The sequence below is a fragment of the Pseudomonas sp. PI1 genome, from assembly GCF_000812405.1.
Taxonomy (GTDB): Bacteria; Pseudomonadota; Gammaproteobacteria; order Pseudomonadales; family Pseudomonadaceae; genus Pseudomonas; species Pseudomonas citronellolis.
The window spans coordinates 78381-99247 of sequence record NZ_JWMC01000033.1; the positions used below are offsets into that span (position 1 = coordinate 78381).

Annotated in this window: 18 protein-coding genes; 8 read left to right on the forward strand and 10 right to left on the reverse strand. The window is 68.1% G+C overall.

All coding sequences use genetic code 11. The features are described from left to right. Nucleotides 1-335 precede the first annotated feature (335 nt). Nucleotides 336-1805: a glucose-6-phosphate dehydrogenase gene (gene zwf, locus RN02_RS11900; protein WP_167361039.1), complete on the reverse strand. Its 1470-nt coding sequence runs from the start codon at nt 1803-1805 to the stop codon at nt 336-338. Between the two features lie 107 nt (nt 1806-1912). Between zwf and hexR the strand changes: the two genes are divergently transcribed. Continuing rightward, on the forward strand, nt 1913-2800 hold the full coding sequence (gene hexR, locus RN02_RS11905; RefSeq protein ID WP_043314694.1) for a transcriptional regulator HexR: 888 nt from the start codon (nt 1913-1915) through the stop codon (nt 2798-2800). 112 nt (nt 2801-2912) lie between these two features. After that, a complete protein-coding gene (locus RN02_RS11910; protein WP_043314695.1) occupies nt 2913-3125 on the forward strand; it encodes a PA3496 family putative envelope integrity protein in 213 nt (70 codons plus the stop codon). On the opposite strand, the gene RN02_RS11915 is transcribed toward RN02_RS11910, so the two are convergent. Continuing rightward, entirely contained in the window at nt 3079-4014 is a 936-nt protein-coding gene (locus tag RN02_RS11915; protein ID WP_116424636.1) for a LysR family transcriptional regulator, read from the reverse strand. The genes RN02_RS11910 and RN02_RS11915 overlap by 47 nt on opposite strands. Before the next feature lie 235 nt (nt 4015-4249). Between RN02_RS11915 and RN02_RS11920 the strand changes: the two genes are divergently transcribed. The 4 genes from RN02_RS11920 (at nt 4250) to RN02_RS11935 (ending at nt 8697) form a co-directional block, all read left to right on the forward strand. Beyond that, a complete protein-coding gene (locus RN02_RS11920) occupies nt 4250-5665 on the forward strand; it encodes an acetyl-CoA carboxylase biotin carboxylase subunit (protein WP_043314696.1) in 1416 nt (471 codons plus the stop codon). A 16-nt stretch (nt 5666-5681) separates the two neighbouring features. Then, entirely contained in the window at nt 5682-7490 is a 1809-nt protein-coding gene (gene oadA, locus RN02_RS11925; protein WP_009614930.1) for a sodium-extruding oxaloacetate decarboxylase subunit alpha, read from the forward strand. Nucleotides 7491-7678: 188 nt separating this feature from the next. Continuing rightward, a complete protein-coding gene (locus RN02_RS11930; RefSeq protein WP_009614932.1) occupies nt 7679-8302 on the forward strand; it encodes a c-type cytochrome in 624 nt (207 codons plus the stop codon). Between the two features lie 56 nt (nt 8303-8358). Then, nucleotides 8359-8697: a zinc ribbon domain-containing protein YjdM gene (locus RN02_RS11935; RefSeq protein ID WP_009614934.1), complete on the forward strand. Its 339-nt coding sequence runs from the start codon at nt 8359-8361 to the stop codon at nt 8695-8697. Between the two features lie 243 nt (nt 8698-8940). Here RN02_RS11935 and RN02_RS11940 read toward each other — a convergent pair whose 3' ends face one another. The 6 genes from RN02_RS11940 to RN02_RS11965 all read right to left on the reverse strand — a co-directional run bounded on the left by RN02_RS11940 (nt 8941) and on the right by RN02_RS11965 (nt 15444). Continuing rightward, nucleotides 8941-9459, reverse strand: a complete 519-nt coding sequence (locus RN02_RS11940) for a nucleoside 2-deoxyribosyltransferase (protein ID WP_043314697.1) — start codon at nt 9457-9459, stop codon at nt 8941-8943. Between the two features lie 2 nt (nt 9460-9461). Next, a complete protein-coding gene (locus RN02_RS11945) occupies nt 9462-10544 on the reverse strand; it encodes a calcium:proton antiporter (protein ID WP_009614938.1) in 1083 nt (360 codons plus the stop codon). Nucleotides 10545-10703: 159 nt separating this feature from the next. Next, nucleotides 10704-11150 carry an NfeD family protein gene (locus RN02_RS11950; protein ID WP_043269779.1) on the reverse strand — a complete coding sequence of 149 codons (447 nt, stop codon included), beginning with the start codon at nt 11148-11150 and terminating at the stop codon, nt 10704-10706. Nucleotides 11151-11153: 3 nt separating this feature from the next. Beyond that, entirely contained in the window at nt 11154-12092 is a 939-nt protein-coding gene (locus RN02_RS11955) for an SPFH domain-containing protein (protein WP_009614942.1), read from the reverse strand. A 121-nt stretch (nt 12093-12213) separates the two neighbouring features. Next, entirely contained in the window at nt 12214-13998 is a 1785-nt protein-coding gene (locus RN02_RS11960; protein WP_043314698.1) for a GspE/PulE family protein, read from the reverse strand. Between the two features lie 84 nt (nt 13999-14082). Continuing rightward, nucleotides 14083-15444, reverse strand: coding sequence for a CYTH domain-containing protein (locus RN02_RS11965; RefSeq protein ID WP_043314699.1), 1362 nt, complete (start codon nt 15442-15444; stop codon nt 14083-14085). A 175-nt stretch (nt 15445-15619) separates the two neighbouring features. On the opposite strand from RN02_RS11965, the gene argE reads away from it, so the two are divergent. Together argE and argA are read left to right on the forward strand one after the other, a co-directional pair. Further along, nucleotides 15620-16759 carry an acetylornithine deacetylase gene (gene argE, locus RN02_RS11970; RefSeq protein ID WP_043314700.1) on the forward strand — a complete coding sequence of 380 codons (1140 nt, stop codon included), beginning with the start codon at nt 15620-15622 and terminating at the stop codon, nt 16757-16759. A 121-nt stretch (nt 16760-16880) separates the two neighbouring features. Further along, nucleotides 16881-18179, forward strand: coding sequence for an amino-acid N-acetyltransferase (gene argA / locus RN02_RS11975; RefSeq protein WP_043314701.1), 1299 nt, complete (start codon nt 16881-16883; stop codon nt 18177-18179). A gap of 551 nt (nt 18180-18730) precedes the next feature. Here the strand turns inward: argA and gshA are convergent. Beyond that, nucleotides 18731-20314 (reverse strand): glutamate--cysteine ligase, encoded by a 1584-nt coding sequence (gene gshA, locus RN02_RS11980; protein WP_043314702.1) that lies wholly within the window; start codon nt 20312-20314, stop codon nt 18731-18733. A gap of 163 nt (nt 20315-20477) precedes the next feature. Beyond that, nucleotides 20478-20867: a PaaI family thioesterase gene (locus tag RN02_RS11985; RefSeq protein WP_052267712.1), complete on the reverse strand. Its 390-nt coding sequence runs from the start codon at nt 20865-20867 to the stop codon at nt 20478-20480.

Genomic DNA, 20867 nt, shown 5'->3' on the forward strand with positions numbered 1-20867 from the left:
TCTAGCGGGGGCGGGGGCTCGGTGCCCTGAGCGGGGTCAATGCTGGTGGGGCTTTTCGTAGGAGCGAGCTTGCTCGCGAATGAGGTTTCCAGGTGGCCCCGGTGTTTCGGTTTGACTCCTCTCCCTCTCCCCAGCCCTCTCCCTGAAGGGAGAGGGGGCTAGTCCGTGCCGAGAGAAGGAATGGTTTCAGCCGGAAACCTTCGGTGCTGCCGGCTGACTCCAGAACATCTAGTTCTGCCCAACGGTCCCCTCTCCCTTCAGGGAGAGGGTTAGGGAGAGGGCGCTCTTCAGGTCAAGCACCGAAATTGCCGGCGAACCCCCATTCGCAAGCAACCTCACTCTAACCACCGCCGCCCCTGCAGCTCCAGCAACATCTGCGCCTGCTCCGGCCCGTTGCTGCCGGCGGGGTAGGGCCTTGGGCGCTGGTAGTGCTCCTGCCAGCCGGCGATGATCGGGTCGATCCAGCGCCAGGCGGCCTCCACCTCGTCGCGGCGCATGAACAGCGTCGAGTCGCCCTGGATCACGTCCAGCAGCAGGCGCTCGTAGGCGTCCCAGCGGCGCTTGCCGGGGCTGGCGGTCTGCGCCAGGTTCAGGTCCAGCTCGGCCGGCTCCAGGCGCATGCCCTTGCCGGGGGTCTTGGTCATCAGTTGCAGGCTGATGCGCTCCTCCGGCTGCAACCTTATCCACAGGCGGTTGGCCGGGCCGCTGCCGTCGCCTATCAGCGCATGGGGCACCGGCTTGAACTGGATGACGATCTCCGAGCACTTCTTCGCCATGCGCTTGCCGGTGCGCAGGTAGAAGGGCACGCCGGCCCAGCGCCAGTTGTCGATCTCGGCGCGCAGGGCGACGAAGGTCTCGGTGTCGCTGTCGTTGTCCACGTTCTTCTCGAACCAGTAGGCCGGCACCTCCTGGCCGCCGATCCGCCCGGCGCCGTACTGGCCGCGCACGGTGCGGTCCTGCACGTCGAGGCCGCCGATCGGGCGCAGGGCCTGGAGGATCTTCAGCTTCTCGTCGCGCACCGACTCGGCGTCGAAGTGCACCGGCACCTCCATGGCCACCAGGCACAGCAGCTGCAGCAGGTGGTTCTGCACCATGTCGCGCATGGCCCCGGCGTGGTCGTAGTAGGCGCCGCGGTTCTCAACGCCGAGGGTCTCGTTGACGCTGATCTGCACGTGGTCGACGTAGGCGCTGCGCCACAGCGGCTCGAACAGGGTGTTGGCGAAGCGCAGGGCCAGCAGGTTCTGCACCGTCTCCTTGCCCAGGTAGTGGTCGATGCGGAACACCCGCGACTCGTCGAACACCTGGCCGATGGCCTGGTTGATCGCCCGCGCCGACTCCAGCGAATGGCCCAGCGGCTTCTCCAGCACGATGCGCGTGTTCGGTCCGGCCAGGCCCGCGACCTTGAGGTTCTGCGCGATGGGCGCGAAGAGGTCCGGGGCGGTGGCCAGGTAGTGCACCAGCACGCGCTCGTGGCCGAACTTCAGGCGCTGGCGCAGGCGGCTGAAGTCGGCGCTCTGCGAGGCGTCCATGGCCAGGTAGTCCAGGCGCGTGGCGAAGCTCTGCCAGTCGGCGACGCTGAAGTCGGCCCGCGCGACCTGCGCCCGGCAGTGCCGCTCGGCCAGCGCCAGGTAGGCCTCCTGCGAGCGCTGGCTGCGGGCCAGGGCGAGGATGCGGGTGTCGGCCGGCAGGCGCTCCTCGCGGTGCAGGTGGTAGAGCGCCGGCAGCAGCTTGTGCAGCGCCAGGTCGCCGGTGCCACCGAACACCAGAATGTCGCAGGAAAGGGGAAATGCGGAAGTTTCGGACATCATCAGGTACTGCTCCACCACTTATTGCCTGGGCGTGACCACCTGACTTGTAGTATAACTACAAACAGACTACATCCCTTCCGCCGATCATAGCCGAGTCCAGCCCAGTGAACCTGTTGCAGCACATTGCCCAGTCGCGTCATCTGCTTCGCAAGTCGGAACTCAAGGTCGCCGATCACGTGATGCAGGACCCCGCCTCGGTCATGCACAGCTCCATGGCCGACCTCGCCCACGGGGTGGGCGTCAGCGAGCCGACCATCGTGCGCTTCTGCCGCGCCATCGGCTGCACCGGCTTCCAGGACCTCAAGCTGAAGCTGGCGCAGAGCCTGGCCGCCGGCGCCAGCTTCGGCCAGTTCGCGATCAGCGAAAGCGACTCGGTCACCGACTTCAGCCTGAAGATCTTCGACACCACGCTGCACTCGCTGATGGAAGTGCGCGAGAAGCTCGACACCCACGCCCTGGAGCGCGCCATCGCCGCCATCGCCCACGCCCAGCGTGTGGAGTTCTACGGCTTCGGCGCCTCCGGCGCGGTGGCCGCGGATGCCCAGCACAAGTTCTTCCGCCTGCTGCTCTCGGCCGCGGCCTATTCCGACCCGCACATGCAGGCGATGTCGGCGGTGACCCTCAAGCCCAGCGACGTGGCCATCTGCATCTCGCAGTCCGGCCGCTCCAAGGACCTGCTGGTGACCGCCAACCTGGTCCGCGAGGCCGGCGCCACCCTGATCACCCTGTGCCCCAGCCAGACCCCGCTGGCCGACCTGGCCACGGTGAACCTGGCGGTGGACGTCCACGAAGACACCGACATCTACACCCCGCTGACCTCGCGCATCGCCCACCTGGTGGTGATCGACGTGCTGGCCATGGGCGTGGCCATGGCCCGCGGCCCGGACCTGGTCAACCACCTCAAGAGCGTCAAGCGCAGCCTGCGCAGCCTGCGCCTGTCGCCCAAGGTGGTGAAGAGCCACGAGGAGCCGCGGTCGGAAGAGACGTCCTGAGGCGGCGCCGACCGCTCGTCGGCGTCACCGGCGCTTCACCGCCGCGCCCTCAAATTGTCATCCGTCGTCCGCATCCTGGCGTCTCCAGCCCTTCGGCCTTGGGAGATGCGAGATGCAACGCCATATCGACGACACCCAGCACCTGGACAGCAAGACCCGCCGCAAGCTCGAGGACCAGCGCCGCATGCAGTTCCGCCGGGCCATCGAGGAGCGCCTCGAAGCGCAACGCCTCGACCGCGAGATGTCCGATTATCCCGACCTGATCGCCGCCAACTACCTCAATTCTGCGCGGGCGTCGGTGAAAAGCGCTCGGCCAGTTGGCTGATCAGCGCGCGCTCCTCGCGGATGAAGGCGACGAACGCCTGGGCGACCGGGCTCAGGCGCTTGCCGCGGGCGTGCACCAGGCACCAGCTGCGGTAGAGCGGCAACTCCTCCACCGGCAGTTCGCGCAGCAGCCCGGCGCGCAGTTCGCGGCTCACCGCGTGGCGCGGCAGCAGGGCCAGGCCGAGGCCGGCCAATACCCCTTCCCGTGAGCCTTCCAGCGAGGCGAATTCCAGCGTCTGCGGGAAGTGCGCGCGCTTCTGCTGGAAGTGTTCCTCGCAGGCCTTGCGCGTGCCCGAGCCGGGCTCGCGGATCAGCAGCGGCCAGGATTCCAGGTCCTTCAGCGACAGCTTGGCGGCGCTGCACAGCGGGTGGTCGGGCGGCGCCACCGCGACTATCGGGTTGTTCAGGAAGGGCAGGAATTCCAGGGCCATGTCCTGCGGCACCAGGGACATGATCACCAGGTCGTCGCGGTTGTCCGACAGGCGCTTGATCACCTGGGCGCGGTTGACCACGGTGAGGTGCAGGCTGACGTCCGGGTGCTGCTTCTGGAAGGCGGCGAACAGGTGCGGGGTGATGTACTTGGCGCTGGACTCCACCGCCAGGCGCAGCTGGCCCTGCAGCGAGCCCTTGAGGTCGGAGAGCTGCATGTCCAGCACTTCCAGGCGCTGGAAGATGTCGGTGCTGGCGCGCAGCAGGGCGTCGGCGGCGTCGGTCTGGTAGAGCTTCTTGCCGATGTACTCGAACAGCGGCTGGCCGACCAGTTCCTCCAACTGGCGGATCTGCAGGCTGACCGCCGGCTGCGTCAGCGCCATTTCCTCCGCGGCGCGGCTGTAGGAACGGCTCTCGCACACCGCACGGAACACCTGCAGTTGGCGAAGTGTCATTCGCATCAAGGACTTACGCATTCGCACCGGCTCCCGCACGGGTCAGTTCGCTCGACTATAAGTCAAAAATTATGGCTATCCCAATAAATATTGATTTTGGGTAATCCTCGATCCCGCGTAGGGTAAAAAAACGCCGGAACCCTGCTCCGGCATTGCGCCGAACCGCCGCGGATCGCTCCGCGGCGGATTGCCGATTGGTTCAAGTGCCGGGTCCACGAGCCCCGGTCGAGGGAAACCGCAAGTGATCAAGAAAATCCTGATCGCCAACCGTGGGGAGATCGCTGTCCGCATCGTGCGTGCCTGCGCCGAGATGGGCATCCGTTCGGTGGCCGTCTACTCCGACGCCGATCGCCACGCCCTGCACGTGAAGCGCGCCGACGAGGCGCACAGCATCGGCGCCGACCCGCTGGCCGGCTACCTCAACCCGCGCGCCCTGGTGAACCTGGCGGTGGAAACCGGCTGCGACGCCCTGCACCCGGGCTACGGTTTCCTCTCCGAGAACGCCGAGCTTGCGGAAATCTGCGCCGAGCGCGGGATCAAGTTCATCGGCCCGTCGGCGGAAGTGATCCGCCGCATGGGCGACAAGACCGAGGCGCGGCGCAGCATGATCGCCGCCGACGTGCCCTGCACCCCGGGCACCGAAGGCAACGTCGCCGACCTCGCCGAGGCGCTGTCCGAGGCCGAGCGCATCGGCTACCCGGTGATGCTCAAGGCCACCTCCGGCGGCGGCGGCCGCGGCATCCGCCGCTGCAACAGCTGCGAGGAGCTGGAGCAGAACTTCCCCCGCGTCATCTCCGAGGCCACCAAGGCCTTCGGCAGCGCGGAAGTCTTCCTCGAGAAGTGCATCGTCAACCCGAAGCACATCGAGGCGCAGATCCTCGCCGACTCCTTCGGCAACACCGTGCACCTGTTCGAGCGCGACTGCTCGATCCAGCGCCGCAACCAGAAGCTCATCGAGATCGCCCCCAGCCCGCAGCTGACCCCCGAGCAGCGCGCCTACATCGGCGACCTGGCGGTGCGCGCGGCCAAGGCCGTGGGCTACGAGAACGCCGGCACCGTGGAGTTCCTGCTCGCCGATGGCGAGGTGTACTTCATGGAGATGAACACCCGGGTGCAGGTGGAGCACACCATCACCGAGGAAATCACCGGCATCGACATCGTCCGCGAGCAGATCCGAGTGGCCTCCGGCCTGCCGCTCTCGGTCAAGCAGGAAGACATCCAGCACCGCGGCTATGCCCTGCAGTTCCGCATCAACGCCGAGGACCCGAAGAACAACTTCCTGCCCTCGTTCGGCAAGATCACCCGCTACTACGCGCCCGGCGGCCCCGGCGTGCGCACCGATACGGCGATCTACACCGGCTACACCATTCCGCCGTACTACGACTCCATGTGCCTGAAGCTGATCGTCTGGGCGCTGACCTGGGAAGAGGCCCTGGACCGCGGCCTGCGCGCCCTGGACGACATGCGCGTGCAAGGCGTGAAGACCACCGCGCCCTACTACCAGGAAATCCTCAAGAACCCGGAGTTCCGCAGCGCCCAGTTCAACACCAGCTTCGTCGAAAGCCACCCGGAGCTGACCCAGTACTCGATCAAGCGCAACCCGTCGCACCTGGCCATCGCCATCGCTACCGCCATTGCCGCCCACGCTGGCCTGTAGGGGAAGGATTCAGAACATGAGCAAGAAAATTTCCGTTACCGATACCATCCTGCGCGATGCGCACCAGTCGCTGCTGGCCACCCGCATGCGCACCGAGGACATGCTGCCGATCTGCGACAAGCTCGACAAGGTCGGCTACTGGTCGCTGGAAGTCTGGGGCGGCGCCACCTTCGACGCCTGCGTGCGCTTCCTCAAGGAAGACCCGTGGGAGCGCCTGCGCAAGCTCAAGGCCGCGCTGCCCAACACCCGCCTGCAGATGCTCCTGCGCGGGCAGAACCTGCTGGGCTACCGCCACTACAGCGACGACGTGGTGCGCGCCTTCGTGGCCAAGGCCGCGGTCAACGGCATCGACGTGTTCCGCATCTTCGACGCGATGAACGACGTGCGTAACCTGCGCGTCTCCATCGAGGCGGTGAAGGCCGCCGGCAAGCACGCCCAGGGCACCATCTGCTACACCACCAGCCCGGTGCACACCATCGACGCCTTCGTCGCCCAGGCCAAGGCCATGGCGGCCATGGGCGTGGACTCCATCGCCATCAAGGACATGGCCGGCCTGCTGACCCCCTACGCCACCGGCGACCTGGTCAAGGCCCTGAAGGACGCCCTGCCCCTGGAAGTGGTGGTGCACTCCCACGACACCGCCGGCGTGGCCAGCATGTGCCAGCTCAAGGCCGTGGAGAACGGCGCCGACCGCATCGACACCGCCATCTCCAGCATGGCCTGGGGCACCAGCCACCCGGGCACCGAGTCGATGGTCGCGGCGCTGCGCAACACCCCCTACGACACCGGCCTGGACCTGGAGCTGATCCAGGAAGTCGGCATGTACTTCCACGCCGTACGCAAGAAGTACCACCAGTTCGAAAGCGAATTCACCGGCGTGGACACCCGCGTGCAGGTCAACCAGGTGCCCGGCGGCATGATCTCCAACCTGGCCAACCAGTTGAAGGAGCAGGGCGCCCTCAACCGCATGGCGGAAGTGCTCGAAGAGATCCCGCGGGTGCGCGAGGACCTGGGCTTCCCGCCCCTGGTCACCCCGACCTCGCAGATCGTCGGCACCCAGGCGTTCTTCAACGTGCTGGCCGGCGAGCGCTACAAGACCATCACCAACGAGGTGAAGCTGTACCTGCAGGGCCGCTACGGCAAGGCCCCGGGGCAGATCAACGAGCAACTGCGGCGCCAGGCCATCGGCAACGAGGAAGTCATCGACGTGCGCCCGGCCGACCTGATCAAGCCCGAGCTGGACAAGCTGCGCGGCGAGATCGGCGCGCTGGCCAAGTCCGAAGAGGACGTGCTGACCTACGCCATGTTCCCGGACATCGGCCGCAAGTTCCTCGAGGAACGCGAGGCCGGCGCGCTGAAGCCCGAGGAACTGCTGCCGATCCCCACCGGCAACGGCGTGGCCGCGGCCGGCGGCGAAGGCGTGCCGACCGAGTTCGTGGTCGACGTGCACGGCGAGAGCTACCGCGTGGACATCACCGGCGTCGGCGTGAAGACCGACGGCAAGCGCCACTTCTACCTGTCCATCGACGGCATGCCCGAGGAAGTGGTGTTCGAGCCGCTCAACGAGTTCATCGGTGGCGGCGGCAACAAGCGCAAGCACGCCAGCGCGCCGGGCGACGTCAGCACCACCATGCCGGGCAACATCGTCGACGTGCTGGTGAAGGAAGGCGACAGCGTGAAGGCCGGCCAGGCCGTGCTGATCACCGAAGCCATGAAGATGGAAACCGAGGTGCAGGCGCCCATCGCCGGCACCGTCAAGGCGATCCACGTAGCCAAGGGTGACCGCGTCAACCCGGGCGAGGTGCTGATCGAGATTGAAGGCTGACCGACGGACAGACGGGTCTCAAGGTTCAGTCCCCGGGGGAGCACGATGCTCCCCCTTTTTTTTGCCTTTGCGAAAGCCATCACCTTCCGGCGCGGCCGGCTCGCCGCTTCATTGACCTGCATCCAGGCCCTTCGCCGCGCGCACGCCTATAAACGGCAGGCCGCAGGCCGAGTTCCGGGGAGGAGGCGATGCGTTTCGCGATTGCTCTGCTGTTGACCGTCAGTTGTACCGCCCTGGGCGACGAGGCCGCCCAGGCGCGCTTCGACGCCATCATGGCCGACCCCGCCAAGCGCGAGCAGGCCTATGCCGCCGGCCACGAGCGCATCGTGCTGTGTCGCAACTGCCACGGCGACGACGGCAACAGCCGGCGCGACTACATCCCGAACCTGGCCGCGCAGGCCCCGGGCTATCTGTTCACTGCCTTCGAGCGCTACGCCAGCGGGCAGCGCAGCGACTTCGTGATGAACCAGGCGGCCCGGATGCTGAGCCTCGACGAGCGGGTGAACATCGCCGTGTACTACAGCCAGCAGCAGGTGCTGCCGCGCCAGGGCGCGGTGGACGATGCGCTGCGCGCCAGGGGCGAGGCGCTGTTCGGGCAGGTCTGCGTGGCCTGCCATGGCCCGCAGGGGCTCGGCCAGCAGGGCGTGCCGCGTATCGCCGGGCAGCCGGCGACCTACCTGCAGCGGACGCTGGAGGCCTACCGCGACAAGGATCCGCGCCGCGCCGGCTCGACCATGCTGGCGGTGGCGTCGCAACTGCAGGCCGGGGATATCGAGGCGCTGGCGGCCTACCTGCAGCAATTGCACCCCTGAGGCGGGCAAATCCTTATATAATGCACGGTCTTTTCCCACTGTCAGTGATAGAGACCATGAGCCTGCCACCCTGCCCCAAATGCAATTCCGAATACACCTACGAGGACGGCGCGCTGCTGGTCTGCCCGGAATGCGCCCATGAATGGTCGGCCGATGCCGCCGTCGAAGGTGAGGGCGATGCCAAGGTGATCAAGGACGCCGTCGGCAACGTGCTGCAGGACGGCGACACCGTCAGCGTGATCAAGGACCTGAAGGTCAAGGGCTCGTCCCTGGTGGTCAAGGTCGGCACCAAGGTGAAGAACATCCGCCTGGTGGACGGCGACCACGACATCGACTGCAAGATCGACGGCATCGGCGCCATGAAGCTGAAGTCGGAGTTCGTGAAGAAGGTCTGAGCCGCTCGGCTTTTGTAGGCGCGGATTCATCCGCGATTGCCGCGCACGGGCCCGGCCGATCGCGGACGGAGTCCGCTCCTACGGTTCCAGGATGCACGGCTTTTCGTAGGATGGGTTGAGCTTGCGAAACCCATGCGGTCACGGTGATGGGTATCGCTTCGCTCAACGCCATCCTACGAAAAAGCGCCTCGGCGCAGTCGCGTAGGAGCGGGCCCTGCCCGCGAATCGCGCGCAGCGCGCGCGCTACTCCGCCGGCTGCAGATCCTGGCGCAGCAGCTCCAGGGCTTCGCGCGGGCCGCCGGAGACGATCTGGGTGGGCACCGCCAGCATCAGGTTCAGCGGCAGGCCGAAGGCTTCCAGGACGTTGCCGTCGCGGTCGCGGCCGGGCTGCTGGCCGAGCCATTCCGGGTACTTGCGGCGCATGCGCTCGACGTAGCTGCCGGCGTCCGGCAGGTAGCCGTACAACGGCTTGCCCAGGGCCGCGGCGTAGCCGACCTCGAAGCAGGTGCCGCTGTCCGGCTCGCTACCGCGGAACGATGCCAGGTTGGCCAGCACGCAGTCGGCCTCGGCGATCAGGCGCAGGTTGGCGCGGTAGATCCAGATCGCCTGCTGGTGCGGCTCGCTGATTTCCGCCGGTACCTGGACGTCCAGCGGGAACAGCCCCTCGAACCCGTATTCCGCGCACAGTGCCTTGAGCTGCGCGCCGTGCCCGGCGGCGTCGGGGCGGAACACGTCGGGGCCGGCGAGGTAGATCTTCAGCATGGTCACAATCCCATGAACGACAGCATCAGGAAGGTGGCGAAGAGCACGAAGTGAGTCATGCCCTCGATGGCGTTGGTCTTGCCGTCGTGCAGGTTGAAGCCCGCCACTATCAGGGTGATGAACATCATGCCGGTCTGCAGCGGCGTCATGGCCATCTGGATCGGCTGGCCCTTGAACAGCGCCAGGGCCTCGATCACCGGCACGGTGAGGATCACCGTGGACAGCGAGGCGCCCAAGGCGATGTTGACCACCGGCTGCATGCGGTTGGCCAGCGCGGCGCGCAGCGCGGTGAGAATTTCCGGGCTGGCGGAGATGGCCGCCACCAGCAGCGCCGGGACGATCGGCGGCACGCCGCTGCCTTCCAGGCTGACGTCCAGGGCCTTGGACATGACCTCGGCCAGTGCGCCGATCAGCACCACCCCGGCCACCAGCAGGGCCATGGACTGGCGCGTGCTGCCGTGGGCCTCGTGGCCGTGCTGCTGCTCGCCGTGCACCGCGTAGTTGTAGGCGAAGAAGTAGCTGTGCTGGCCGGTCTGCATGCGCAGGAACAGGCCGTAGAGCATGACCATGCAGCCGATGGTGAACAGCGAGTAGAGCTTCCACTGCGCCGCCGGGATCAGCTCCGGGACCACCATGGAGATGCCCACCGCGGTGAGGATCATGGTCACGTAGGTCTTGCCCGAGTCGTCGTTGTACGACTGCTCGCCGTGCTTCAGGCCGCCGAGCAGCGCGGCCAGGCCGAGGATGCCGTTCATGTCCAGCATCACCGCGGCGTAGATGGTGTCGCGGGCCAGGGTGGGGGAGTGGTTGTGGCCCATCATGATGGCCAGGATGACCACCTCCACCAGCACCGCGGCGAGGGTCAGGATCATGGTGCCGTAGGGCTCGCCGACTTTCTCCGCAAGAATCTCGGCATGGTGCGCCACGCGCAGCGAGACGCTGATGATCGAGGCCAGCAGGACAGTGGCGGCCACCCCGGCCAGGGCCTTGCCGCCTTCGAGCAGGCTGTGTTCCAGGGGGTAGACCAGCACCGCCAGGAGCAGGGCGAGGAGGAGGAATTTCTCGTCTTTGAGCAGGCGCAGCATCGTCGGGGGACATCCGTTCCATGGGATAGAGGCGCCCATCTTAGGCCTTGCCCGGGGCCTTGCCCACCGTCGCCGGGGCGCAGACACCTATGAGGTTATCCGCCGTTTGGCGCGCGCTTCGGGGTCGGCCGAAACGCCGGGCCAACCTGCCGCGTTACCTCAGGCCGGCTCGACCAGCAGCACCGCGCCATCCTGCCCGGTGACCTTCACCTGGGCGCCGGCCGGCAGGTCGGGGCCGCTGACCAGCCACAGGCTGTCGCCGACGCGGATCTTGCCGCGGCCGCCGATGATGGCGTCGTGCAGGGCGAACTGCCGTCCGACCAGCTCGCTGCCGCGGCGGTTCAGGCCGCTGGCGGCTTCGCCGGCGCCCGGGCGGTGCTGGTAGCGCCACCAGAACACCACGGTGAGCAGCGCCAGGATGCCGAAGGCGAGGAACTGCCAGGTCCAGGCCAGGGCCGGGGCGAAGAAGGCGAGCACCCCGGTGGCCGCGGCGGCGATGCCGATCCACAGCAGGTAGCCGCCGGCGCCGAACACCTCGAGGATCAGCAGCAGGGTGCCGAAGGCCAGCCAGTCCCAGAAGCTCAGGTGTTGCAGATAGCCCCACATGGCTCAGCCCCGGCCCTTGGCGCCGGGCGCCCCGTCGCCGAAGGTGGCTTTGACGATCTCGCCGATGCCGCCCACCGCGCCTATCACCTGGCTGGCCTCCAGCGGCATCAGCACTATCTTGCTGTTGTTCGAGGCGGCCAGCTGGCCGAGGGCGTCGACGTATTTCTGCGCGACGAAGTAGTTCACCGCCTGCACGTTGCCGCTGGCGATGGCCTCGGAGACCACCTGGGTCGCCCGCGCCTCGGCTTCGGCCTGGCGCTCGCGGGCCTCGGCTTCGAGGAAGGCGGCCTGGCGCTGGCCCTCGGCCTTGAGGATCTGCGCCTGCTTCTCGCCCTCGGCGGTGAGGATTTCCGCGGCGCGCTTGCCCTCGGCATCGAGGATCTGCGCGCGCTTGAGGCGCTCGGCCTTCATCTGGCTGGCCATGGCTTCCACCAGGTCGGCCGGCGGGCTGATGTCCTTGATCTCGATGCGGGTGACCTTCAGGCCCCAGGGCGCGGTGGCCTCGTCGACGGTGCGCAGCAGGCGCTCGTTGATCGCGTCGCGCTGGCTGAGCATGTGGTCCAGCTCCATGGAGCCGAGCACGGTGCGGATGTTGGTCATCACCAGGTTGCGGATGGCGTTCTCCAGGCCGCTGACCTCGTAGGCCGCGCGCGCCGCGTCGACTACCTGGTAGAAGCACACCGCGTCGATCTGCACGATGGCGTTGTCGGCGCTGATGGCCTCCTGCGGGGGGATGTCCAGCACCCGCTCCATCATGTTGATCTTCTGCCCGATGCGGTCCATCACCGGGACGATGATGTTCAGCCCCGGCTTGAGGGTGCCGGTGTAGCGGCCGAAGCGCTCCACCGTCCACTCGTTGCCCTGGGGCACCACCTTGAAGCCCATGAACACGATCGCCACCGCGAGGATGACGAAGAGGATCAGGACACTGCCGGTTTCCATTTGCTGCACTCCTTGGTCGATTGGGACTTCCGTGGCGCCCGGCTCCCAAAGGAGCGGGGCGGCGGGAAAAGCTAACCCTTTCCCGTGTCATCCCGCGAGCCCTGTCGGGCTCGGAGATTTCCTATTTCTGCTCGCTCTGCGGCGTCACCCGCAGCACTTCCTCGATGGTGGTCAGGCCCGCGGCGACCTTCTGTGCGCCGGACAGGCGCAGGCTGCGCATGCCTTCCTTGAAGGCCTGGCGGCGCAGCGGGATGAGGTCGGTGTCGGCGGTGATCTGTTCCTTCAGGCTGTCGGTCAGCAGCATGATCTCGTATACCCCGGCGCGGCCGCGGTAGCCGGTGTCGCGGCATTCCAGGCAGCCCACCGCCTGCTGCGCGCCGGTGGGCAGCGGGGCGTTCCAGGGCCGCGTCAGCTCCTGCCAGTCGCTCTCCTCCAGCTCCAGCGGCGCCTTGCAGTGCGGGCACAGGGTGCGCACCAGGCGCTGGGCCATGACGCCGAGCACAGTGGCGCGGATCAGGTAGTAGGGCACGCCCAGTTCCAGCAGGCGGGTGATGGCCGTGGGCGAGTCGTTGGTGTGCAGGGTGGAGAGCACCAGGTGCCCGGTCAGCGCCGCCTGGATGGCCATCTCGGCGGTCTCCAGGTCGCGGATCTCGCCGACCATGATGATGTCCGGGTCCTGCCGCAGCAGGGCGCGCACGCCGCTGGCGAAGGTCAGGTCGATGTTGTGCTGCACCTGCATCTGGTTGAACGAGGGCTCGATCATCTCGATCGGGTCCTCGATGGTGCAGACGTTCACCTCGTCCGTGGCCAACTGCTTGAGCGTGGTGTAGAGGGTGGTGGTCTTGCCCGAGCCGGTGGGGCCGGTGACCAGGATGATGCCGTTGGGCTGGTTGGTCATGCTCTGCCAGCGGCGCAGGTCCTCGGGGGAGAAGCCCAGCTGGTCGAAGCTCTTGAGCAGCACCTCGGGGTCGAAGATCCGCATCACCATCTTCTCGCCGAAGGCGGTGGGCAGGGTCGACAGGCGCAGTTCCACCTCGGCACCGTCCGGGGTCTTGGTCTTCACCCGGCCGTCCTGGGGCTTGCGCTTCTCGGCGACGTTCATGCGGCCGAGGGACTTCAGGCGGCTGACCACCGCCATGGTGACCTGCGGCGGGAACTGGTAGACGTTGTGCAGCACGCCGTCGATGCGGAAGCGCACCGTGCCCTGCTCGCGCCGCGGCTCGATGTGGATGTCGCTGGCGCGCTGCTGGAAGGCGTACTGGAACAGCCAGTCGACGATGGTGACGATGTGCGCGTCGTTGGCGTCCGGCTCCTGGTCGCTGGCGCCCAGGTTGAGCAGTTGCTCGAAGTTGCCCACGCCGCTGGTCTTCATGTCCTGGGCGGAGGCGCCGCTGACCGACTTGGCCAGGCGGTAGAACTCGGTGGTGAAGCGCTGGATGTCCTGCGGGTTGCACACCACGCGCTTGATCGGGCGCTTGAGCACGTGGGTCAGGTTGCCTTCCCAGCTGTGCACGAAGGGCTGGGCGCTGGCGATGGTGACGCTGTCCGGCGCCACCGCCACGGCGAGAATCCTGTGGCGCTGGGCGAAGGCGTAGGACATCAGCGGGGTGACCGCGGCGACGTCGATCTTCAGCGGGTCGATGCGCAGGTAGGGCTGGCCGGAATACTCGGCCAGCCAGTGCACCAGGGCGTCTAGGTCCAGGTGGCGGCCGGGGCGGTGCTGGTCCGGCACCTGCTGGGCGGCGAGGAATTCCAGGGGGTGCTGCTGGTTCTTCACCGCGCTGCGGCGGATCGCCAGGCACTGCTCGGCGTCGCTCTGCGCGACGCGGCCCTGGGCGACCAGCTCGTGGAGGATATCGGCCAGGTCAAGCCAGCGATCCTGGGCGGGCGAAGCGAAGACGGACATTCGGACTCCCTGCGTTCGTGTGTGCCGCGGACGGCTGCGGGTGGAGCTGGTCTGAGTCCGGCCCGCGCCGTCGGGTTCCCCAGCTTATTTCAAAAGCGCCTTCCAAGGCTTGAGGGTCAGCACAGTATGGGCCTGGGCGGCGAGGGCATCCAGGTCCGCGCTGTCGCGCCGGTGCAGGGCCTGTTCCAGCTTGGCCAGCTCGCCGTAGAGGCGGTCGGCCTCGGGCAGGTCGAGCACGCCGCGGGCCAGACGCAGCCACACCAGCAGGCGTTGCAGGCGCGGCAGTTGTTCGGCGAGCAGTTCCGGCTGCTGCTGGGCGCGGGCCAGGGGCAGGCCTTCGGCCTCCTCGGCGAGCAGGCGCGGCAGCCATTTGCCCAGGGCCGCGGCGCCCTGGCGGTTGCCGCGCTCGTTGCGGCCTTCCTGCCAGGCGCGGGCCAGCAGCCAGCGCGAGGCTTGCAGGGAGAACAGGCCCCAGCGCGTTTGGCCGAGTTCGGCGCGGAAGGCTTCCGGCGCCTGCTGGCGCGCGGCCTCGTCGTCTTCGCCCTGTTCGATGCGCGGCCGCCAGTCGCCGATCAGCGCGTCCAGCGCGGCGCGCAGCTCGCGGCTGCTGGCGCGCGGCGCGGCCTGGCCGAGGCTGCCGAGCAGGGCGCGCAGGTCCACCAGCTGCTGCAGCCACTCCTGCAGCAGGCGCCAGTGGCCGTTGAAGCGGTACTGCTCGGCCAGGCGCTGGCTGCTGCCCAGCAGCGACCAGGCGATGGCGGCGAAGGCGCCGTCCAGCGGGGTTTCCGCCAGCAGCTTCTGGGTGTCCGGGTGCACCGTGTAGCTGGCCGGGTCGAACAGCCGGTAGCCGCGCTCGGCCTTGCTGATGTCGCAGGGCATCAGCGGCAGGTCGGCAGCCAGCTCGGCGGCCAGTTCCAGCAGCGCTGCGGGTTCGCCCTGGCGCAGTTCCAGCTCCAGCTCGCAGATTTCCTCTTCCTGCTGGTCGGCGACGACCTTGCCCAGGTCGAGGGCGGCTTCGATCGCCACCTTGGACTTGCCGCGGCCCCAGGCGATCTCGGCGCGCTGGCGGGTGAAGTCGGTGCTGAAGATCGGCTGCAGCTGCTGCTTGTCGAGGTCGGCCAGGGCCGCCGGCCAGCAGGAGTCGTCGAGCTTGCCCAGGTCCAGCTCGGGCTTGTCCAGGTACCAGTCCCACTCGTTGCGCTCGGACAGCCCGGCGACGCTGTGGCCGCGGCTCTTCAGCGTCTGGATGTACTGCTCGCCGTCGCGGCGCAGGCGCAGCGCCACCTTGGCCCGGGCCAGGTCGCGGCCGGGGGTGTCGTAGTACTGGTTGTACAGCTCGCTCTGCTGCCAGCCGGACTTGTTGCGCTTCTTCAGCAGCGGGTGGTCGCGCAGCGCCTCGAGGGTCTGGCGGCTGGCGCGCAGCTTGATTTCGGTTTCTTTCTGCATGGCGGAGTCCGGGAAGGAAAAGGGTAGACGGGCCCGCAGGGCTTGGCGCGGGAGCGTTCGTCGAAGCCCGCTAGTGTACAGGACCGCGTCGCCGCGCCGCTGTTCCACGCGACAGCGGCGGTTCAATTGCACGCCATCCTGGGCCATGATGGGTACAACGCTTCCGGAGACGCCCATGCCCCTGCCGAGCCTGAAAGACCGTTTCGCCCAGTTGCTCGCCCTGCCGTCGGTGAGCTGTACCCAGCCCGCCCTGGACCAGTCCAACCGCCCGGTGGTGGAGCTGCTGGCCAACTGGCTGGGCGACCTGGGCTTCGCCTGCGAACTGCAGGAGATCGCCCCGGGCAAGTTCAACCTGCTGGCGAGCCTGGGCAGCGGCCCCGGCGGCCTGGTGCTGGCCGGGCACACCGACACCGTGCCCTACGACGAGTCGCTGTGGAAAAGCGACCCGCTGCGCCTGGACGAGCGCGATGGCCGCTGGTATGGCCTGGGCAGCTGCGACATGAAGGGCTTCTTCGCCATCGCCATCGAGGCGCTGTTGCCGCTGCTGGACAAGCCCCTGCGCCAGCCGCTGCTGATCCTCGCCACCTGCGACGAGGAAAGCTCCATGGCCGGCGCCCGCGCCCTGGCCGAGGCCGGCCGGCCGCTGGGGCGCGCCGCGGTGATCGGCGAGCCCACCGGGCTGCGGCCGATCCGCCTGCACAAGGGGGTGATGATGGAGCGCATCGACATCCTCGGGCAGAGCGGCCACTCCTCCGACCCGAGCCTCGGCCACAGCGCCCTGGAGGCCATGCACGCGGCCATCGGCGAGCTGCTGGCGCTGCGCGCGCAGTGGCAGAAGGAATTCGACAACCCGCAGTTCGGCGTGCCGCAGCCGACGCTGAACCTGGGCTGCATCCATGGCGGCGACAACCCCAACCGCATCTGCGGCCAGTGCGCCCTGGAGTTCGACCTGCGGCCGCTGCCGGGCATGGACCCGCAGGCCCTGCGCCGGGCCATCGGCGAGCGCCTGGCGCCCCTGGCCGAGCGCTTTGCGGTGCGCCTGGACTACCAGCCGCTGTTCCCCGCCGTACCGCCCTTCGAGCAGGCCGCGGACAGCGAGCTGGTGCGCCTGGCCGAGCGCCTCAGCGGGCATTCGGCGGAAGCGGTAGCCTTTGGCACCGAAGCACCGTATCTTCAGCAGCTTGGTTGCCAGACCCTGGTCCTGGGCCCCGGCGACATCGCCTGCGCCCATCAGCCGGACGAACATCTGGAACTCGCTCGCATCCCGCCGACCGTGGAACTGCTGCGCGGCTTGATCCAGCATTACTGCCTGTAACCGCCCTGAAGAGGAGAAACCCGTCGATGTGCATGCGACGACGATAACCGCCGCTCCCGCCGCCCCTGCGGCCATTCGCACTCGACAACCCTTCATCGCCCGCTCACAGGCCACCTGGACAATGCAAGACTACGTCACCTGGTTACGTCACGCTTCTCCCTACATCAACGCCCACCGGGACTGCACCTTCGTGGTCATGCTGCCCGGCGAGGGCGTGGAAGACCCGAACTTCGGCAACATCGTCCACGACCTGGTGCTGCTGCACAGCCTGGGCGTGCGCCTGGTGCTGGTCCACGGCTCGCGCCCGCAGATCGAGGCGCGCCTGGCCCAGCGCGGCCTGGCGCCGCGCTTCCACCGCGACCTGCGGGTGACCGACGCGCCCACCCTGGAATGTGTGATCGACGCCGTGGGCAGCCTGCGCATCGCCATCGAGGCGCGGCTGTCCATGGACATGGCCGCCTCGCCCATGCAGGGCGCGCGCCTGCGCGTGGCCTCGGGCAACCTGGTCACGGCGCGGCCGATCGGGGTGGTCGAGGGCATCGACTACCACCACACCGGCGAGGTGCGGCGCATCGACCGCAAGGGCATCGGCCGCCTGCTCGACGAGCGCTCCATCGTGCTGCTCTCGCCCCTGGGCTACTCGCCCACCGGGGAAATCTTCAACCTCGCCTGCGAGGACGTGGCCATGCGCGCGGCCATCGAGCTGGACGCCGACAAGCTGATCCTGTTCGGCGGCGAGCGCGGCCTGCTCGACGAGGACGGCAAGCTGGTCCGCGAACTGCGCCCGCAACAGGTGCCGGCGCACCTGCAGCGCCTGGGCAACAGCTACCAGGCCGAACTGCTCGACGCCGCCGCCCAGGCCTGCCGCGCCGGGGTGCGGCGCAGCCACATCGTCAGCTACACCGAGGACGGCGCGTTGCTCAGCGAGCTGTTCACCCGCACCGGCAACGGCACCCTGGTGGCCCAGGAGCAGTTCGAGCAACTGCGCGAGGCGGGCATCGAGGACGTCGGCGGCCTGCTGGAGCTGATCCGCCCGCTGGAAGAGCAGGGCATCCTGGTGCGCCGTTCGCGCGAGGTGCTGGAGCGCGAGATCGAGCAGTTCAGCATCGTCGAGCGCGAGGGCCTGATCATCGCCTGCGCGGCGCTGTACCCGATCGCCGATTCCGACGCCGCCGAGCTGGCCTGCCTGGCGGTGAACCCGGAATACCGCCACGGCGGGCGCGGCGACCAGTTGCTGGAGCGTATCGAGAAGCGCGCCCGGGCCCTGGGCGTGAAGACCCTCTACGTGCTCACCACCCGCACTGCCCACTGGTTCCGCGAGCGCGGCTTCCAGCCCAGCAGCGTCGAACGCCTGCCGGCGGCGCGGGCGTCGCTGTACAACTACCAGCGCAATTCGCAGGTGTTCGAGAAGAGCCTGTAGTTCAACGCTTCGGTAGGTGAGGGCACCTGCGGGACGGGGTTATCCGCCCTACTCCAGGCCCAATCATTGTAGGGCGCGCCCTGCCCGCGAATCGCGCGCAGGGCGCGCTCCTACAGGGAAATGGTGTGGGCGGGGCGGCGTAGGAGCGGATCTTATCCGCGAATCGCGCCGGGATGTCCGGCTATCGCGGACAAGGTCCGCTCCTACGGGGGAGGAATACCGTGCTTCCCGGCACAACCTGTAGGAGCGGGCCCTGCCCGCGAATCGCGCGCAGGGCGCGCTCCTACAGGGAGTGGTGCGGGTGGGGCGGCGTAGGAGCGGATCTTATCCGCGAATCGCGCCGGGATGTCCGGCTATTGCGGGCAAGGTCCGCTACGGGGGAGGAATACCGTGCTTCCCGGCACAACCTGTAGGAGCGGGCCCTGCCCGCGAATCGCGCGCAGGGCGCGCTCCTACAGGGGAATGGTGTGGGCGGGGCGGCGCGGATCTTATCCGCGAATCGCGCCGGGGCATCCGGCTATCGCGGACAAGGTCCGCTCCTACGACGGGGCTTAAACGCCGATCACCCCGAGGATGCTCGCCTGGTAGGCCGCCACGAAGGTGTCGAAATCCCCTTCCGGCTGGCGTTCCAGTTCCTCTTGTTCGGCCAGGGAGATCTTCGCCATGGCCTCGAAGGCTTCCTGCTCGATGGCCGGCAGCGGTCGGGCGAGGGTTTCCGCGTGTTCGCGGCTCTTGCGCAGGGCGAAGGCGGTGAAGCTTTCGCCGCGCTCGCGCATTTCCGCCAGGACCTGCGCGGACGGCGTGCGCTCCGGATCGGCCACCTTCTCGCGCTGCTGCGCCAGGCTCTGCGCATGGGCGTCGCCGCCGGTGGCGCGGTCGAGCAGTTCGGCGATGGGCGCGATGCGTTCCAGCAGTTCGCTGGCCCAGACCTGCAACGGCACGGTCTGCCCGCCACGCTGCAGGTGCAGCCCCGGGCGGCGGCCTTCCTTGACCACCTTGAGGAAGTTGCTGGTGGCCGCGCCGCACTCGCCGTCGGCCAGCAGCGGGCTGTCCTGCAACGCGCAGTAGAGCAGGAAGGCGTCGAGGAAGCGGCCCTCGGCGGCGTCGATGCCCAGCGGCAGGAAGGGGTTGATGTCCAGGCAGCGCGCCTCGACGTACTGCACGCCGCGTGACTCCAGGGCCTGGATCGGCCGCTCGCCGCTGTAGGTCACGCGTTTCGGGCGGATGCTGGAGTAGTACTCGTTCTCGATCTGCAGCACGTTGGTGTTCAGCTGCACCCACTCGCCGTCCTGCTTGGTGCCGATCTTCTGGTAGGGCGGGTAGGGCGTGCCCACCGCGCTGCGCAGGCTCTCGACGTAGCTTTCGAGGTCGTTGTAGCAGGGCGTCAGGCCGGCCTGGGCGTTGTTCTGGTAGCCCAGGTCGCTCATGCGCAGGCTGGTGGCCCAGGGCAGGTACAGGGTGTGCTCGTCGAACTGCTGCAACTGGTGCGGGCGGCCGCGCAGGAAGCCGGCGTCCAGCGCCGGCGAGGCGCCGAACAGGTACATCAGCAGCCAGCTGTAGCGGCGGAAGTTGCGGATCAGGGCGATGTAGTGCGCCGACTGGAAGTCGCGCAGCGCCATGCCGCCGTCCTCGTGGCGCTGCAGCAGCTGCCACAGCCCCTCGGGCAGCGAGAAGTTGTAGTGGATGCCGGCGATGCACTGCATGGTCTTGCCGTAGCGCAGCGCCAGGCCCTTGCGGTAGACGTACTTGAGGCGGCCGATGTTGGAGCTGCCGTAGCGCGCGATCGGGATGCTCTCTTCGTCGGGCAGCTCGCAGGGCATCGACGGGCTCCACAGCAGCTCGCCGTCCAGGCGCTGGCTGGCGAAGCGGTGGATGCTCTCCAGGGACGCCAGGGTCTGCTCGACGCCGGTGCTGGTGGGGGTGATGAACTCCAGCAGCGCCTCGGAGTAGTCGGTGGTGATCTGCGGGTTGGTCAGGGCCGAGCCCAGGGCCTTGGGGTGCGGGCTCAGGGCCAGGCGGCCATTGCCGTCGACGCGCAGGCACTCGCGCTCGATGCCGTGCAGACACTGGCTGAGCAGGGGCAGGTTGGCAGCGTCGCCGAGCAGCGCCAGGCGGCGGGAGAGTAGGTCGCTCAATTTGATGTCCTTCACGCGGCAGTCGCCCCACTATGGGGGTGGACCGGGCGGTCTACAAGGGGGAGGGCGGCCGGCGTTGTCGCCTGGCGGGCTGCGACTCACCGGAGCCCACGTGGTGCGCGGGCTGCCGATGGTCAGGATAGAGCAGGAAAGGGGCTCGGGCTTACAGCTGGGCGAAGGTGCCTTGTCCCTTGGCGACCAGCTTGTCGCCCTGGAGCACGTCGGCCTCCACCACCAGCGTGCGGCGCCCGGCGTGCAGGACCCTGGCCACGCAGCGCACCTCGCCTTCGGCGACGGCGCGGATGTAGTTGATCTTGCATTCCAGGGTGACGCTCTGGCGGTCGAAGCCATGGGCGCTGGAGCAGGCCAGGCCCATGGTCACGTCCATCAGCGAGAAGATCGCCCCGCCGTGCATCACGTTGCCGCGGTTGCGCAGGTGCTCGGCCATCTTCAGGCTCACTTCGGCCTCGCCATCGCCCAGGCGCACCGGCTCAAGGCCGATGTTCTCGCTGAAGGCGCTGATCATGACGTCGCGGCTGGGCATCTCGCTCAT

Excerpts from the sequence above, each read along its gene's own strand:
- RN02_RS11950 (WP_043269779.1), bottom strand. The coding sequence starts at position 11,150 with ATGTGGGGCTATCTGCAACACCTGAGCTTCTGGGACTGGCTGGCCTTC.
- RN02_RS11960 (WP_043314698.1), bottom strand. The coding sequence starts at position 13,998 with ATGTCCGTCTTCGCTTCGCCCGCCCAGGATCGCTGGCTTGACCTGGCC.
- RN02_RS11985 (WP_052267712.1), bottom strand. The coding sequence starts at position 20,867 with ATGAGCGAGATGCCCAGCCGCGACGTCATGATCAGCGCCTTCAGCGAG.
- RN02_RS11940 (WP_043314697.1), bottom strand. The coding sequence starts at position 9,459 with ATGCTGAAGATCTACCTCGCCGGCCCCGACGTGTTCCGCCCCGACGCC.
- oadA (WP_009614930.1), top strand. The coding sequence starts at position 5,682 with ATGAGCAAGAAAATTTCCGTTACCGATACCATCCTGCGCGATGCGCAC.
- RN02_RS11965 (WP_043314699.1), bottom strand. The coding sequence starts at position 15,444 with ATGCAGAAAGAAACCGAAATCAAGCTGCGCGCCAGCCGCCAGACCCTC.
- argE (WP_043314700.1), top strand. The coding sequence starts at position 15,620 with ATGCCCCTGCCGAGCCTGAAAGACCGTTTCGCCCAGTTGCTCGCCCTG.
- RN02_RS11955 (WP_009614942.1), bottom strand. The coding sequence starts at position 12,092 with ATGGAAACCGGCAGTGTCCTGATCCTCTTCGTCATCCTCGCGGTGGCG.
- RN02_RS11930 (WP_009614932.1), top strand. The coding sequence starts at position 7,679 with ATGCGTTTCGCGATTGCTCTGCTGTTGACCGTCAGTTGTACCGCCCTG.
- zwf (WP_167361039.1), bottom strand. The coding sequence starts at position 1,805 with ATGTCCGAAACTTCCGCATTTCCCCTTTCCTGCGACATTCTGGTGTTC.
- RN02_RS11910 (WP_043314695.1), top strand. The coding sequence starts at position 2,913 with ATGCAACGCCATATCGACGACACCCAGCACCTGGACAGCAAGACCCGC.
- RN02_RS11915 (WP_116424636.1), bottom strand. The coding sequence starts at position 4,014 with ATGCGAATGACACTTCGCCAACTGCAGGTGTTCCGTGCGGTGTGCGAG.
- argA (WP_043314701.1), top strand. The coding sequence starts at position 16,881 with ATGCAAGACTACGTCACCTGGTTACGTCACGCTTCTCCCTACATCAAC.
- RN02_RS11935 (WP_009614934.1), top strand. The coding sequence starts at position 8,359 with ATGAGCCTGCCACCCTGCCCCAAATGCAATTCCGAATACACCTACGAG.
- RN02_RS11945 (WP_009614938.1), bottom strand. The coding sequence starts at position 10,544 with ATGCTGCGCCTGCTCAAAGACGAGAAATTCCTCCTCCTCGCCCTGCTC.